The following is a 16,250-nucleotide window of genomic DNA, read 5'->3' on the forward strand; positions in this document are numbered from 1 at the left end:
CCCCGAGTGCGACGAATCTCCCGGTCGTCACGTTCGCGGCGCCGTGGGACTTCGCCAGGCGGACGAGGTCTCTGACGGGCATGTCGGCGGGCAGGTGCGAGATCCAGAGGACAGAGGACAGACTCAACGGCTCGCTCCGCCCTCCCCTCCGCTGATCGACGGGGCGGCCGAAAGACCGAAGGTCTCCTATGACCGCAACGTCTCCGAAGGCGACTCCCCGAACTGTTGGCGGTACGCGAGTGAGAAACGACCCGGGTGCAGGAAGCCCCAGCGGGAGGCGACGGCGGTCACGGTCGCGGAACCCGGGTCGGAGGCCAGGAGCTCCTTGCGTACACGGTCCAGGCGGACCTCGCGCAGGTACGCGAGCGGTGTGGTGTCGAGGTGCCGGCGGAAGCCCTCCTGAAGGGCCCGTACGCCGACGCCCACGCATTCGGCGATCTCCGCGACCGTGAGCGGCTCGGCGGCGTGTCCCTCGATGACCTCCATGGCACGGCGGACCGCGGGCGGTGCGACGCGCGGCTGCTCGCCGAGCAGCGCCGACGTGTAGTTGCTGGGCTGGGCCATCAACAGTTGGGTCATGAGGAGTGATTCCAGCTGTTTTGTCACGAGGGGCTGGCTTGTCATCCCACCAGGCCCCTCCGCTTCCCGGCGCATGAGGTCGACGATGTTGAGCCAGGACCGGGAGCCCGGCGTGGTGAGGTTCATGCCGAGCGAGAAGCAGATCGGGCGGCGCACGGCGCGGCCGAGCAGGCTGCCCAGGTGCGATTCCAGCGATGATCGGTCGAACCACACGATCATCTGCGGATTGCCGTCACCCCAGCGCATGTCCAACTTTCCGGTCGGAGAGGGGACAGAAGCGAGTTCCGGGGAGGAAATGATCTCCTCGCGTCCGCAGGTGATTTCGGCGTAACCGGCGAGCGGGATCTGAACGAGGAAAAAGCTCTCCAGATCGCCCGGTGTAATCCGGACTTCCGTTCCGTAATCGAGGTAATAGAGACCTGTCCGATCGAAGGGTGCACCGTGCAGCCGGGCGTCGAGTGTCGCCGAGCGCCGCGTGATGCGCAGCTCGTGCGGACAGAAGGCACGGCCGACCTCGGCCCGCGCCTCCCAAATGTCCGCTGTATGGAACCGCTGGTGATTTGCGAGGGGGGACTTTTCAGCGGGCATGTAAACCTCCACCGCCGAGATGCGCGATCGGGACAGCAACCCGCGTGATCCGGATAGCGCAGGTGATCTTGCCATACCAAGATTGACGCCTGACCGCCGCGGACCCGAGAGAATCCTGGGAATCAACAATGCAGGGAGTGCCGGGCCGGACTGCGCTCATCGGAGGCGTAGTCACGCCCAGCGGACAGCCCGTCGCACGCGCGCTGCGCGTGTTACGCGCGACCGACGCGGCGAGGGCGGCCAAGGCCGTACCCCCGCACGTCGCGGCACCCTTGTCTTTGCAGCCCCGGCTCGCCGATTCGGCCGGGCCCCTCTAGCCGGCAGGGTTACCCGGGGCCCCTCCCCCGGCCCCACGGGTGACCCGGCCTCCCGCGGCTGCCCGCCGGCCCCCCTCCGGCGGGCAGCCGCATTCCGCACCACCGCGGCCCACCCGTTGACGCCGTCACGTGCCGAATCGCTTGCACAGCGCACGGCACTGCACGGCGCCGCTCGAAAATCGCACACCCAAACCCCCGGAGTACCCCCTCATGCGCAAGATCACCATCGTCGGAGCCGGCCAGGCAGGTCTCCAGCTCGGCATCGGTCTGATCGACCACGGTTTTGACGTCACCATCGTGTCCAACCGCACCGGAGACCAGATCCGCGAGGGCCGGGTCATGTCCAGCCAGGCCATGTTCGGCACCGCGCTGGCCCACGAGCGCAACCTCGGCCTCGACTTCTGGGGCGACGCCTGCCCGTCGATCGACGGCCTCGGCGTGAGCATCGCCGACGGCCAGGGCGGCCGGGCGCTCTCCTTCGACGCCCGCCTCGATGCCACCGCACGCTCCATCGACCAGCGCGTGAAGATGCCGCTCTGGATGGGCGAGTTCGCGCGCCGCGGCGGCCGTCTGGAACTCTGCGAGGCCGGTATCGAGGACCTGGAGCGCTACGCCGCCGAGTCCGACCTGGTGATCGTCGCGGCCGGCAAGGGCGAGGTCGCGGGGCTGTTCGAGCGGGACGCCATGCGTTCCCCGTACGACGCTCCGCAGCGCGCGCTGGCCCTGGCGTACGTCACCGGCATGGCACCGTTGCCCGACCGCCCCGGCGTCAGCTTCAACGTCATCCCCGGTGTGGGTGAGTACTTCACCATGCCCAGCCTCACCACCAGCGGCCCCTGCGACATCATGTTCTTCGAGGGCGTCCCGGGTGGCCCGCTCGACTGCTTCGACGGGCTCACCCCCGACCAGCAGCTGGCGAAGTTCCAGGAGCTGCTGCGGACGTACGTTCCGTGGGAGGCCGAGCGCTGCACCGATGTCACGCTCACCGACTGGAACGGCACCCTCGCGGGCCGCTTCGCGCCGACCGTCCGCAAGCCCGTCGCCACGCTGCCCTCCGGCGCGCAGGTGCTCGGCCTCGCCGACGTCGTCGTCCTCAACGACCCGATCACCGGCCAGGGGTCCAACAACGCCTCGAAGTGCGCGGCCTCGTACCTCGCCACCATCCTGGACCACGGCGAGCGCCCGTACGACGCCGCGTTCATGGAGCTGGCCTTCGGCCGCTTCTGGGACACCGCAGCGGCTGCCACGACCTGGACCAACGCGATGCTCGGCGCCCCGCCCCAGCACGTCCTGGAGATCTTCGGCGCGGCGAGCGCCAATTCCCGTATCGCCGCCCGCTTCGTCAACGGCTTCGATGACCCGCGCGACCTGTTCCGCTGGTTCATGGACCCGGTCGCCGCGAAGAACTACCTGACCGAGGTGGATGCCGGCGCCTGAACGGTCGTCAAGAGCGGTCCCACAGCAAACTGACACTACGTCAGCGATAGTACGTCACGAGAGCAGGACAGCAGGACATGAGAAGGATCGCGGTGGTCGGAGCCGGGCAGGCGGGTGCCCAACTCGCTCTGGGACTACAGGCGCACGGCTATGACGTCACCTTGGTCGCCGACCGTGACCCCGACGAGATACGTCGCGGACCGGTCATGTCCAGCCAGTGCATGTTCGACACCGCGCTCCAGAGCGAGCGCGAACTCGGTCTGCACCAGTGGGAGGGCCAGGCCCCGGACATCTCCGGCATCGCGTTCTCTCTCATCGGCCCGCACGGTACTCCGGACGTCTCCTGGCGCGCGCCATTGGAGGGCCCTGCCCACTCCGTCGACCAGCGGGTCAAGTGTGCCGCCTGGATCGAGCAGTTCGCGGACGGCGTCCGCGGCGAGATCGTGCTGCACGAGGCGGGTGTCAACGACCTCGAGTGGTACGCCCGTACGCACGATCTCGTCGTGGTCTCCACGGGCAAGGGCGAGCTGAGCCAGCTCTTCCCGCGCAACTCCGAACTCTCCCCGTACGACCGGCCGCGCCGTGCGCTGGCTCTGACGTATGTCACGGGAACGGCACCGCGGGAGGGGGAGGCCGCCGTCCACTACCGTATGGTCCCCGGCGTCGGCGAATACTTCTCCTTCCCGGCCCTCACCACCACCGGTCCCTGCGACATCATGGTCTTCGAAGGCGTCCCCGGCGGCCCGATGGACTGCTGGGACGACATCCGCACGCCTGAAGGCCACCTCACCCGCTCACTGGAGATCCTCCACCGGTTCTTCCCCGACGAATACGAGCGCTATCGGCACGCCCGGCTCACCGACAGCGGCGGCGTCTTGCGCGGCAGGCTCACCCCGACCGTCCGGCACCCCGTCGCCCGCCTGGCCTCCGGCCGGCACGTCCTGGGCATGGCCGACGCCGTCGTCCTCAACGATCCGATCACCGGGCAGGGTTCCAACAACGCGGCCCAGGCCGCGACCCACTACCTCGACAGCATCCTCCGCCACGGCACCGCCGAATTCACCCCGCAGTGGATGCAGCGCACCTTCGACAACTTCTGGCGCGGCTGGGCTCAATGGGCCGTCGGCTGGACCAACTCCCTCCTGACCGACCTGAGTCCCCACCACCGTGACCTGCTGACGGCGGCGGCCGAGATCCCCTCTGTGGCCGGCGCCCTCGCCGCCGGATTCGACGACCCGCGCACCCTCTACCGCTGGTGGTTCGAGGAGGCCGAGGCACACCGCTTCCTCGCCGAGAAGCGCGCCCAGCACGCCGCCCGCTTCGACGGCCGCGAACTTCGCCACGCACTGGGCCAGTACGCCACCGGCGTGACCGTGGTGACGGCCCGCGCCCCCGACGGCCGCAACGTCGGCATGACCGCGAACTCCTTCACCTCCGTCTCGTTGAACCCGCCCCTCGTCTTGTGGTGCCCCGGCAAAAACAGCCCGAGCCTCCCGGACTTCACCGACGCCTCACACTTCGCCGTTCACGTACTGGCCGCCGACCAGCGCCACCTCTCCCGCCAGTTCGCCACCCCGGCCGACGACAAGTTCCGCGGTACTCCCACCACCCCCGGCATCGCCGGCACCCCCCTCCTGGACGGCGCGGTCGCCCGCTTCCAATGCCGCACCGTCCAGCGCCTCGACGCCGGCGACCACATCGTCTTCCTCGGCGAGGTCGAACAGTACGAGGCCGACGGCGGTACCCCGCTGGTGTTCCACTCGGGGTACTACCAGGTGGCGACGAAGCATCCGGATCTGTGAGCTCGGAGGGGTCACCAGGCAGTCCGTCGGCGGAGTGATGTGCCCCTTCGTCATCACCAAACCGTCGCACCTGTGCTGCGACGGAGCCGGGGTGGCCTTTGGCGGGGATACGCGCGGATGCGCGGCCTGGTCCAGGTGGCCACCCACGCCGGCCATTCCGCCGGGGCCATCTCGCAGCCGACGAGGGGTGTCCGGGGCGACGATCGTAGAGGTGTGCGAGGCTGATGCGATGTCGTTCCCTCCTGCTCCTGCAGAGCCGATATCGCCCGATCCGGTGCACGAGGTCCCGGAAACGCTGCTCACCCAGTCCTGGCTCGACCTGTCGTTCCTGCACTGGGCCGCCGACCCTGCGGACGTGGCGCCGCTGCTGCCGGCCGGGACCGTGCCGGACACCTACGACGGGCTCACCTACATCGGGCTGGTGGCGTTCCGGATGCACCGGGTGGGCTGGTTCAAGGTGCCGGGTATCCCGTACCTCGGCACCTTTCCGGAGACCAACGTGCGGCTCTACTCGGTGGACCGGCACGGCCGACGCGGCGTGGTGTTCCGCTCGTTGGAGGCCTCGCGGCTGCTGCCGGTGGCCGTCGCCCGCAGCGCCTTCCAGATGCCCTACATGTGGGCCAAGATGGCGATCCACCGTGACGCGGACACCATCAGCTACACCAGCAGCCGACGCTGGCCGGGGCCGCGCGGGGCGCGCTGTCGCATCGCGGTGCGCATCGGCGAGCGGATCGAGGAGCCGACCGCCCTCGAACACTTCCTGACCGCCCGCTGGGGCATGCACAACGCCTTCTTCGGCCGATCGGTGTATCTGCGCAATGTCCACCCGCGCTGGTCGCTGCATCGAGCCGACCTCCTGCACTGTGAGGACGAGTTGGTGACCGCCGCCGGGCTGCCGTCGCCGGCCGGCCCGCCGGTGAGCGTGCTGTACTCCCCCGGCGTGCCGGTTCGCTTCGGCCGCCCTGCCCGCCCGGGCGGTCTGCCCACCCCCTGAGCCCGCGCGGCCCGGCGGTCGACCGTCGGCCGGGGGCCACAGCGCAACAACCACCCACGAAGCCTCGTTCTCGCTACGAGAATCGACGAGACCTCCAGCCCTATTGCCCTGGTCTCCACCGCACTTGAGTCGCGATTGAGCCGCCTCAACTGCCCCCGTGCCACACTCGGCCCATGCTCCACAGGCGTGCTGGTCAATTGCTGATCGAACGGACAAAGCAAATCCGCAGGGGTCTCACGGGGACCCCGCTGATTCCCCTGGCGGACGAGCAGTGCGACATCGTCACCAAGCTGGAATTCTGCAATCCCGCCGGAAGTACCAAAGACCGTTCGGCACTGTGGATTCTGGAACAGGCAATCGGTCGCGGGGAGATAACGCCCGACACCACGGTGGTCGAGTCGTCGTCCGGTAATTTCGCGCTGGCCCTGGCTTTCTACTGCCGAATGCTCGGCATCTCGTTCGTCCCGGTCATCGACCCGAACTGCAATGAGGCCACCGAGGCCCAACTCCGGCTGCTGTGCCGGCGGGTGGAGAAGGTCTCCGTCCGTGACGGGGCGGGCAGCTACCTGAAGACCCGGCTGTCCCGGGTGCAGGAACTGCTGGTCGAACTCGACTCGGCCTATTGGCCCAACCAGTACGCCAATCCGGATGCCCGCGACGCGCATTACCGCTTCACCGCGGGCGAGTTGATCGCGCAGGCCGGTCCGCTCGACTACCTCTTCGTCGGCGTGGGCACGGGCGGCACGATCGCCGGACTCTCCCACCGGGTCAAGGAGACGTACCCGGGATGCGTGGTCGTCGCTGTCGACACCGAAGGCTCGGTGATCTTCGGGGGACCGCCGAAGAAGCGGCGGATCCCCGGCATCGGCTCCAGCATCGTGCCGCCGCTGTGCGAGCAGGCACTGATCGACCAGGTCGAGATCGTCTCCGAGGTGCGCGCCGTTGAGGCCTGCGCCGACCTGGTGGCCAAGTACGGCCTGTACGCGGGCGGTTCGACCGGCAGCGCCTATGCCGCCGTCCAGGACTACGTCGCTCGTCACCGTCCCGGCGCACACCGTCCCCGGGTCGCCTTCCTCGCCGCCGACCGTGGCCATGCCTACGCCCAGACCGTCTACGACCCCGCGTGGGTCCAGCAGCTGCGAGCGGAAGCGGTACAGCCCGCCGGTGTCGAAGCCCTGGCCGTCAACTGAAGGAGAACCACTCCGTGTCCACCCTGGTCCCACCGCCCATGACCGTGATCGGCGCGGGCGACATCGCCGACGAGACGGACCGTCACCGTCCGGAGCTCGTCGAGGTCGTCCGTGCCGCCTACCTCGTGCACGACGCCGGACAGAGCTCGAACCCGCACAGCTCGTTCCTGCGCTTCCCGCACCAGGACCGGTCGCGCATCATCTCCCTGCCCGCCTACCTGGGAGGCGAGTTCGAGGTCGCCGGTAACAAGTGGATCGCCAGTTTTCCGGACAACACACAGCACGGACTCCCCCGCGCCTCGGCCACGCTGATCCTCAACGACTGCGCCACCGGCTACCCGTTCGCCTGCATGGAGTCCTCGATCGTCTCGGCGACGCGGACCGCGGCCTCCGCGGTGCTCGGCGCGCAGACGCTGCTCGGCGCGCGCCGTGCCCGCCGGGTCGGCATCGTGGGCACGGGTCTGATCGCCCAGCACGTATGGCAGTTCCTGCGTGATCTCGACTGGGAGATCGACGGCTTCCGGCTGTTCGACCTCGACCCGGCGGCGGCGGGCCGCTTCGGCGCCGTCATAGCCGAGCACACCGAGGCCGAGATCGTGGTCGCCGACACGGTGGAGGACGCGTTCACCGACTGCGACCTGGTGGTGCTGACCACCGTGGCCGGCGAACCGCACCTGCACGACCCCCGGCTGCTGGCCCACAACCCGGTGGTTCTGCACCTGTCCCTGCGCGACCTCGCCCCCGAGATGATCCTTGCCGCCCAGAACTTCACCGACGACGTCGACCACGCCGTACGCGAGCGCACCTCGCTGCATCTGACCGAACAGCGCACCGGCAACCGGGACTTCGTCGACGGCACCCTCGGCGACCTGCTGCGCGGGCGGCTGCACCGGGACCAGGGACGCCCGGCGGTCTTCTCGCCGTTCGGACTCGGCGTACTCGACCTCGCCGTCGGCAAATGGGTGCACGACCGGGTCGTCGCCGCGGGCCGGGGCCGCCGCGAGAGCGACTTCTTCACCGGGGTGGGGGTCTGACGCATGAGCGCCTCACCCGCCCCGCGCTCCACCGAGGACCGGTACGTCGTCGTGGTGAACCACGAGGAGCAGTACTCGGTCTGGTTCGCCGATCGTGCCCTGCCCGCCGGCTGGACCGCCACCGGCGCGCAGGGCACCCGCCAGGAGTGCCTGGACCACATCGAGCAGGTGTGGACCGACCTGACCCCGCGCTCCGTGCGAGCGTCACGATGACGGCCGCCGGCCTCGCCGCGGCCTGGCTGCGCGGGCTCGGCAGCCGTGACCTCACCGCGCAGCGGCGCCTGTTCGTCTTCCCGCACGCCGGGGCCGGCGCCTCCGCCTACCGGCTGGCGGCGTACCTGCCGGACACCGTCGAAGTCTGTACGGTCCAGTTGCCCGGCCGGGAGAGCCGGTTCGCCGAGCCGGCCCTGACGTCCCTGGACGCGGCCGTGGCCGCGCTCGCGCCGCTCATCGCGGACCACACGGACCTGCCGTACGCCTTCTTCGGGCACAGCATGGGCTCCCTGATCGCCTTCGAGACGGCCCGGCGGCTACGTGCACTGGGCACGCGCATACCCGACCGCCTGTTCCTGTCGGGCATGCGCGCCCCCGGCCTGCAGGACCGCGACCCGCGGCACACGCTGCCGGACGACGAGCTGCTCGCCACCGCCGATTTCGACGGCGTGGATGCCGAGCTGCGGGAGCTCCTGCTGCTGCCGCTGCTGCGCGCGGACCTGACGCTGTGCGAGACGTACACGCCCCGGGCCGAGGCGCCCCTGCCCTGTCCCCTGACCGTTCTGGCCGGCTCGGACGACGACAGCGTCGACGAGAAGGAGCTCGCCGACTGGCGCCGGCACACCTCGGCCGACTTCCAACAACACCTGTTCCCGGGTGCCCCCCACCTCTATGTGCGCGGCACGGAACGAGAGCTGGCAGAGATGATCACGCGCACCTTCCCCGCACGGGGCTGAGAAAGGACCGTTCATGGCGCCGACCACCCTCGTCGCACTGTGGGAGCAGCAGGCAGCCGCGACACCCGACGCGGTCGCCGTCGTCGCGGGAGCGAACCGCGCCACCTATGCCGACGTGGACCGCCAGGCCACGGCGCTCGCCGCCGAGCTGCAGGCACGCGGCATCGGACCGGAGCACCTGGTCGGCGTCTGTCTCGGCCGCTCGGTCGAGATGGTCGTGGCCCTGCTCGGCATCCTGAAGTCGGGCGCCGCGTACCTGCCCCTCGACCCGAGCTATCCGGCCGACCGGCTGCGGCACATGACCACCGACTCGGGGGCCGGGCTGTGGGTGTGCGACGCGGACCACCGCGCGCAGGCCCTGGCGTCCGGCGTGGCCGACGTCCTGCTGGTCGAGGACCTCCCCGCGGAGGCTGCCGGACCGGTGGCCCAGGTGGTGCACCCGCACCACCTGGCGTACGTCCTCTACACCTCCGGTTCGACCGGCCTGCCCAAGGGCGTGGCCGTCGACCACGCGGCGCTCGCCTCGTTCCTGCGCAGTGTGGCCGAACGCCCCGGCCTCGGGGCGGACGACCGGGTCCTCGCGCTGACCCCGCTGTCGTTCGACATCTCGATACTGGAGCTGTTCCTGCCGCTGACCCGGGGAGCGACGGTGGTGATGGCCCCGCGCGCCGCCAACACCGACCCCGAGCTGCTGGCCGCCACCGTCGCCGAGGCGGGTGTGAGCGTCGTCCAGGCGACCCCCACCACCTGGCGGATGCTGCTGGCGTCCGGCTGGACGGACGGGCACGGCCGGGTCCTGCTGTCGGGCGGTGAGCCGCTCGATCCGCAGCTGGCCCGGGACCTGCTCGCCACCGGCGGCACCCTGTGGAACCTGTACGGGCCGACCGAGGCGACGGTGTGGGCCAGTGCCGCCCGTATCGACGCCGTGGCCGACCGGGTCACGGTCGGCACGGCCCTGTCGAACACCCGGCTGCACGTCGTCGACGAGGGCGGGCGGGAGGCCGGCCCGGGGGTCACCGGTGAGCTGTGGATCGGCGGCGGGGGCGTGGCGCGCGGCTACCTCAACCGGCCCGCGCTGACCGCCGACCGGTTCGTGCCCGACCCGTTCGGGGACGCCTCCGGGCGCCTGTACCGGACCGGCGACCTCGCCCGGTGGTCCGCCGACGGCATGCTGGAGGTGCTGGGGCGCAACGACGACCAGGTCAAGGTGCGCGGCTTCCGGATCGAGCTCGGCGAGGTCGAGGCCTGTGTGCGCAGCCACCCCCTCGTGGCGGACGCGGTGGTGGTCGTGGACCGTGAGGCGGCCGGCGGCGACCAGTTGGTGGCGTACCTCGTGCCCGCGCACGACGCGCGGACCCGATCCGCGGACCTGCCCCGCCAGGTCCGCGACCACCTCGCGCAGCGGCTGCCCGCCCACATGGTGGCCCAGGGCTACGCGGTGCTCGACGCCCTGCCCCGTACCCCCGCGGGCAAGGCCGACCGCGGCGCCGTGCGGCGGATCCCGCACAGCCCGGTCCGGGCGAGCGGGCCGGTGCCCGACGACGCCCCGCTGCCGCCGCACACCGCGGCCGTGTGCCGCGTGTGGGCCGAGGTGCTCGGGCTCGACGAGGTGTCCCCGTACGACGACTTCTTCGGCCTGGGCGGCCAGTCGCTCACCGCGGTACGGGCCGTGGCCCGGCTGCGTGCGGAGCTCGGCGTGCCGGTCGACGCCCAGTCGGTCTTCGCGCATCCGACACCCGCCGCGCTCGCCGCCGCCCTGGACGGTGTGGCGCCCTCGGACGACGAGCCGATCCCCGCAGCCGCGACCGCCGAGCTCTCCTTCGGCCAGGAGCGGATCTGGTTCTTCGAGCAGCTGAACGACGCAGTGCCCGCCTACCACCTGCCGGTCGCCCTGGGCCTGCCCGGCGGGCGCGTCGATCTGACGCTGCTGCAGGACTGCCTGTCCGCGCTGGTGCGCCGGCACCCGGCGCTGCGCACGGCCCTCGTCGCCGTCGCCGGCCGGGGCCGCCCCGAACTGCGCGAGCCGGGGCCGGTGCCGCTGCGCCGCACCGAGGTCGCCGAGGAGGACCTGGACGCGCTGATGACCGAGCGGATCCGCGCCCCCTTCGCCCTCGACCGCCCACCGCTGCTGCGCGCGGACGTGCTGCGCACCCCGAGCCGCGACCTCACGTTGCTGACGATTCATCACATCGCCTGTGACGGCACATCGGTCGACCTGATGGTGCGGGAACTGGGCGAGCTCTACACGGAGCTCGCCGCCGGCCGCCGCCCCGCCCCGGCACCGCTGCCCGTGACGTACGCCGACTACGCGGCCTGGCAGCGCGAGCGACTCACCGGCGCCGAGCTGGAGCGGCTGCTCGACCACTGGCGCACGCGACTGTCCGGCGTGCCCGCCCTGGAGCTGCCGACCAGCCGCCCCCGGCCGGCCGTCGCGAGCCACCGCGGCCGCCGCGAACTGCTGCGCATCCCCGCTGACTTGGCGCACCGGCTGCGGACGCTGTGCCGGGCCGAGGGTGTCACCCTGTTCATGGGCCTGCTGGCCCCGTTGCAGGTGCTGCTCGGACGGTACGCCGACGAGAGCGATGTCGCCGTCGGCACCCTGGCAGGCGGCCGGCCGCGCCCCGAACTGGACGAGGTGGTCGGCTACTTCGTGAACACCCTCGTCCTGCGCACCGACCTGTCCGGCGACCCGACCTGGCACGAGCTGCTGGGCCGGGTCCGTGAGGTCGCGCGGCAGGCGTACGCGCACCAGGAGCTGCCCTTCGAGAAGCTGGTGGCGGAGCTGAGCCCGGAGCGCGATCTGAGCCGCAACCCACTCTTCCAGGTGCTGTTCGCCCTGCACGAGGAGCCGGGGGCCGGTCCCGTCACCGAGCTGTACGACCGCAAGGAGCTGGAGGGGCGGCTGGGCACTGCCCGCTTCGACCTCGCCCTCGACGTGACGGACCACGCCGCCGGGGCCGGTGACCTCAGCGTCTCCGTCGAGTACGCCACCGACCTGTTCGACGCGGACTTCGTCCGGGGCTTCGGCCGGCACTTCCTTCGGGTGATCGAGCAGATGGTGTCCGACGCCACGGCCCAGCTGTCCGAGCTGGAGATCGTCTCGGCCGATGAGCTGCGCGCCCTCTCCACCGGCAACCGGGCCGAACCACTGTCCGAGCCGACCACCCTGGTCCGCCTGTGGGACCGCCAGGTGCGGACCACCCCGGACGCGCTCTGCGTCGTGGGCGACGGCCGGTCGCTGACCTTCGCCGAGACCGACGCGCGGGCCTCGGCCCTGGCCAGGGAGCTGCGGGCCGGGGGCGTGCGCCCCGAGAGCCTGGTCGGCGTCTGCCTGGAACGCTCGGTGGAGCTGGTGGTCGCCCTGCTGGGCGTGCTGAAGGCGGGCGGCGCCTACGTCCCGCTCGACCCCGGCTACCCGGCGGACCGGCTGCAGTACCTCCTGGCCGACTCGGGCGTACGCCTGGTCGTCGCGGACCCGGGGCACCCCGCCTCGGCCCTGTTCGGCGACGGCGTGCGCCTCGTGGCGGTGGACCAGGAGCCCGGTGCGGATCCCGGGCCGGCCGAGGAGGCACAACCCCACCACCTCGCCTACGTGATCTACACGTCCGGCTCGACCGGCAACCCCAAGGGCGTCGCGATCACCCACGCCAACATCACCGGGTTCCTGGAGTGGAACCAGCGGCTGTGCCGACTCACCGGGCGGGACCGGGCCCTGCTCAACCACTCGGTGGCGTTCGACAATTCGGTCTGGGAGATCTTCCAGTGCCTGGTGTCCGGCACCGAACTGCACCTGGCGAGCCCCACCGCCGCCTACGACCCCGAGGAGTTCCTGCGGGAGGTGGCCGAGCGCGGCATTACCACGCTCAACGCGACGCCCTCGCAGATGCGGATCCTCCTGGAGTCCGGTACTGATCCCGCTCCACGACTCGCCTCCGTACGCCTGGTCTTCACCGGCGCCGAGGCCGTGCCGCACGACATAGCCCGCCGCATCCTGTCCGCCACCGCGCCGGGGTGCCAGGTCTTCAACGAGTACGGGCCCACCGAAGCGACCGTCACCTCGGCGTTCTGCCCGATCACCGAGGAACTGCTCGACCGGCACAGCCATCTCCCGAGCGTCCCGTTCGGCCGCGCGACCGACAACGCGCACCTCTACGTGCTGGACCCGCGGCTGCGCCCGGTCGCCCCCGGCTGTCGCGGCGAGCTGTACGTCGGCGGCAGCGCGGTCGGCCGCGGCTACCTCGGCAGGCCGGCCCGCACGGCCGCGGCGTACCTGCCCGACCCGTACGCCGCCGAGCCCGGCGCCCGTATGTACGCCACGGGCGACGTGGTCCGGCTGCTGCCCGACGGAAATCTGGTCTTCCTCGGCCGCAACGACCACCAGGTCAAGGTGCGCGGCTTCCGCATCGAGCTCGGCGAGATCGAGTCCGCGCTCCAGAGCCACCCCGGCGTGGCCGACTGTGTGGTGGCGGTGCGTCGCACCCGCGCCGGTGTGGACCAGCTGGCGGCCTACCTGATCCCCGAGCACCCCGACCGACCCGCCCCGGACCCGGCGGAACTGCGCGCCCACCTGGCGGAGCAACTGCCGCCGTACATGCTGCCGCAGAGCTACACCGTGATCGGCGAGATCCCCCTCACCCCGAACGGCAAGGTCGACCGGGGCGCCCTGCCCGACCCACGCCCGGTGTCCGCCCCGGCCCCCGCCACCCGCCGGGCCGTCACCAAGCAGCAGCTCCTCGTCGCCGAAGTGTGGCGGGAGTGCCTGGGCGTCGAGGACGACTTCGGGCCTCAGGACGACTTCTTCGATGTCGGCGGCACCTCGTTGACCATCACCACGGTCGCGGGCCGGCTCGGCGAGCGACTCGGGCGCCGGGTCTCGCCGGTCCTGGTCTTCCGAAACCCCACCCTCGCGGGCCTCGCCGAAGCCCTGGAGGCGGACACACGGCGATGAGCAGCGCCAGGAGCACAGGCGTTGTCCCCCTCGACGTCTGAGCGTCGGGTCATGTGCCGGCGCAGCCGTTCATGCACCGCGGCTGCGCCGTCGTCCGCGTGCAGAGCGCAGCGGAGACAGGGCGATATCCATGTGCGCCACCGGTCTCCCGCCGAGGCGTGGCCGTTCCTCAGTCTCTTTCGGCCTCCTGGTATCCCACCACGGCCGCGCCGTGCTCGTGAGCCCACTCGGTCAGCACGGCGATCGGCTTCACCAGCGTCCGGCCCAAGTCTGTCAGCACGTACTCGACCTTCCCGGCCTCGGCATGGCGGTCGACCAAGCCGTACCCCTGCAACCGCCGCAGCGTCTGGGTCAGCACCTTCCGCGAGACTCCGCCGATCAGGTCGACCAACTCGCCGTGCCTGCACGGTTCCCGGCTCAACGCGAACAGCACGGCCACCGCCCACTTGTCGGCGATGATCTCGATCGCCAGCCGAGCCGGGCAGTCGGCGAGGAAGACGCTGCCGGGGTACTCACGCATGCCCCGACGGTAGCCCGCTGCCAGGAACCTGGAGGTACCTACCGCCTCACCAGCGTCCACGGTGGAAGCTACCGAGCAGGGGGACCGAATGAGGGCAGAGACCGAATGGCCGGGCGGGCGGAAGGCCGTAGCGCTGGTCACCGTCGCGTTGGAGATGTGGTCACCAGGGCACTGGCCCGCCTACGCGCCGATGGCCGCGGCGTGGCCGCTGTCCGGCACCGACGACACGCACAGCACCTCCTGGGCGGACTACGGCGTCACCACCGGCATCTGGCGGCTGCTCGACGTCCTCGGTGACCTGCCCGCCACCGTCGGCGTCAATGGACTGGTGGCCGAGCGGTACCCCGCGACCGTCATGGCCGTGCACGAGGCGGGTCACGAGATCGCCGCACACTCCTGGACCCAGGACGTGGTGCCCGCGCTGCTCGATGTCGATGCCGAGCGGACCAATATCCGTCGATGTACCGGCATCCTTCGCCGAGTCACCGGCGTCCGCCCGACAGGGTGGATGAGGCCACGCGCCACCGGTTCGAGGCACACTGCCGGCCTGCTCTCCGAGGCCGGCTACCGCTGGACCGGCGACCACTGCGACCACGACCTCCCGCAGGTCCTGTCCACCGCTCACGGTCCTCTGGTTTCCCTCATGCACAGCGACCACTCCGACGTCCGCGAGGCTGCGGCCGGCCCCTATGCCTACCGCGACCTGCACCGTGAGCTACTGGACCAGATGCTCGCCGCCCCCGGCCCAGGCGTCTTCCGCCTGACCATCCACGCTCACGTCGGAGGCCGGCCGCTCCTCGCGGGCATGGTCGGCCAGATCCTCGACCACATCCGTGAGTCCGGCGACGTCTGGGTTGCCACGCACGCCCAGGTGGCCGAACACGTCCTGACACACCAGGGAAGAACGCCATGACCCACGTCCTCGTCGTCGGCGGCACCGGAGCCATGGGCAGGCACGTGATCCCACACCTGTTGGCCACCACCGACGCCACCATCACCGTCCCCACCCGCCACCCGGAGTCCGCCCACGCCACCGAACTCGCCGCCACCGCGCCCGACCGCATCCGACTGGTCCGCTCCGACTCGGCGGCCCTGGAGGTCTCGATCGAGCAGGCCGACCGCGTGTTCGCCAACACCGACTTCTTCGCGACGGGCAGCGCCGTGGGTGAGTATCGGCAAGGGCTGCACTTGCTGGCCGCCGCGGAGCGGGCCGGCGTGGAGCGTTTCATCTGGTCCTCTTTGGACAGCGCGGTGTCCCTGACCGGCCACCCCGTCCCGCACTTCGACAGCAAAGCCGCCGTCGCCGCCCACATCGCCCTGATGCGGTCGGAGGAAATGCTCCGAAAGGAGACCGACGGCTGGTACACGGACCACGTCTCGGTACTGACCACCGCGCCGTACTTCGAAAACCTGCGGGACCGACTCGCCCCCCGACCGGACGGCCGGGGCGGCCTGACCTTCAGGCTCCCCCTCGGCGCCGCCCACTACCCGCTCGTCGCCCTCGACGACATCGCCTGGTTCGCCGGCCACATGTTCGACAACTGGCAGTCCTGGGGTACCCGCGACCTCGCGGTGATCGGCGACAGCCTCACCGGCGACGAGATCGCCGCTACCTTCTCGCAGGTCACGGGCACCCCCAGCACCTACATCCCGATGCCGCATGACGACCTGCGCGCCGCCGTCCCCGACTTCAGCCACGACTACGAAGCGATGTTCCAGTTCTTCGCCGACCGTGATCTCTACGCCAGGGACCGGGACATCAACCTCCTGCGCCGCCTGCACCCCGACTTGATGACCTTCGAGGACTGGCTGCACCACACCGGTTGGACGGGATGACCACCCACCACGTCAAGGCCGAACGCGGGCACGGACGACAGGACTCGTCGCTCCG

The 16,250-nt window shown here is 71.0% G+C and carries 12 protein-coding genes; 10 read left to right on the forward strand and 2 right to left on the reverse strand.

What is annotated here, in order from left to right:
• Positions 1–186: 186 nt before the first annotated feature.
• Positions 187–1,167, reverse strand: coding sequence for an AraC family transcriptional regulator (locus Scani_RS18670; protein ID WP_159477552.1), 981 nt, complete (start codon positions 1,165–1,167; stop codon positions 187–189).
• A 527-nt stretch (positions 1,168–1,694) separates the two neighbouring features.
• Here Scani_RS18670 and Scani_RS18675 point away from each other — a divergent pair.
• From Scani_RS18675 to Scani_RS18710, 8 genes are all read left to right on the forward strand, one after another.
• Positions 1,695–2,921, forward strand: coding sequence for a styrene monooxygenase/indole monooxygenase family protein (locus tag Scani_RS18675; RefSeq protein WP_159477555.1), 1,227 nt, complete (start codon positions 1,695–1,697; stop codon positions 2,919–2,921).
• Between the two features lie 77 nt (positions 2,922–2,998).
• Positions 2,999–4,723, forward strand: coding sequence for a styrene monooxygenase/indole monooxygenase family protein (locus Scani_RS18680; RefSeq protein WP_159477558.1), 1,725 nt, complete (start codon positions 2,999–3,001; stop codon positions 4,721–4,723).
• 229 nt (positions 4,724–4,952) lie between these two features.
• Positions 4,953–5,717 (forward strand): YqjF family protein, encoded by a 765-nt coding sequence (locus tag Scani_RS18685; protein WP_159477560.1) that lies wholly within the window; start codon positions 4,953–4,955, stop codon positions 5,715–5,717.
• 173 nt (positions 5,718–5,890) lie between these two features.
• Positions 5,891–6,907: a 2,3-diaminopropionate biosynthesis protein SbnA gene (gene sbnA / locus Scani_RS18690; RefSeq protein WP_159477563.1), complete on the forward strand. Its 1,017-nt coding sequence runs from the start codon at positions 5,891–5,893 to the stop codon at positions 6,905–6,907.
• A gap of 38 nt (positions 6,908–6,945) precedes the next feature.
• Positions 6,946–7,941: a 2,3-diaminopropionate biosynthesis protein SbnB gene (gene sbnB / locus Scani_RS18695; RefSeq protein WP_159482207.1), complete on the forward strand. Its 996-nt coding sequence runs from the start codon at positions 6,946–6,948 to the stop codon at positions 7,939–7,941.
• 3 nt (positions 7,942–7,944) lie between these two features.
• Positions 7,945–8,154: an MbtH family protein gene (locus Scani_RS18700; RefSeq protein WP_159477584.1), complete on the forward strand. Its 210-nt coding sequence runs from the start codon at positions 7,945–7,947 to the stop codon at positions 8,152–8,154.
• On the forward strand, positions 8,151–8,891 hold the full coding sequence (locus Scani_RS18705) for a thioesterase II family protein (RefSeq protein ID WP_218039201.1): 741 nt from the start codon (positions 8,151–8,153) through the stop codon (positions 8,889–8,891). The genes Scani_RS18700 and Scani_RS18705 overlap by 4 nt, the downstream gene beginning before the upstream one ends.
• A 13-nt stretch (positions 8,892–8,904) precedes the next feature.
• Positions 8,905–13,839, forward strand: a complete 4,935-nt coding sequence (locus Scani_RS18710; RefSeq protein WP_159477591.1) for a non-ribosomal peptide synthetase — start codon at positions 8,905–8,907, stop codon at positions 13,837–13,839.
• Between the two features lie 169 nt (positions 13,840–14,008).
• On the opposite strand, the gene Scani_RS18715 is transcribed toward Scani_RS18710, so the two are convergent.
• Positions 14,009–14,359: a winged helix-turn-helix transcriptional regulator gene (locus Scani_RS18715; RefSeq protein ID WP_159477594.1), complete on the reverse strand. Its 351-nt coding sequence runs from the start codon at positions 14,357–14,359 to the stop codon at positions 14,009–14,011.
• Between the two features lie 88 nt (positions 14,360–14,447).
• On the opposite strand from Scani_RS18715, the gene Scani_RS18720 reads away from it, so the two are divergent.
• Entirely contained in the window at positions 14,448–15,272 is an 825-nt protein-coding gene (locus Scani_RS18720) for a polysaccharide deacetylase family protein (protein ID WP_159477597.1), read from the forward strand.
• On the forward strand, positions 15,269–16,195 hold the full coding sequence (locus tag Scani_RS18725; RefSeq protein WP_159477600.1) for an NmrA family NAD(P)-binding protein: 927 nt from the start codon (positions 15,269–15,271) through the stop codon (positions 16,193–16,195). The genes Scani_RS18720 and Scani_RS18725 overlap by 4 nt, the downstream gene beginning before the upstream one ends.
• Positions 16,196–16,250 lie beyond the last annotated feature (55 nt).

Source organism: Streptomyces caniferus, from assembly GCF_009811555.1.
Taxonomy (GTDB): Bacteria; Actinomycetota; Actinomycetes; order Streptomycetales; family Streptomycetaceae; genus Streptomyces; species Streptomyces caniferus.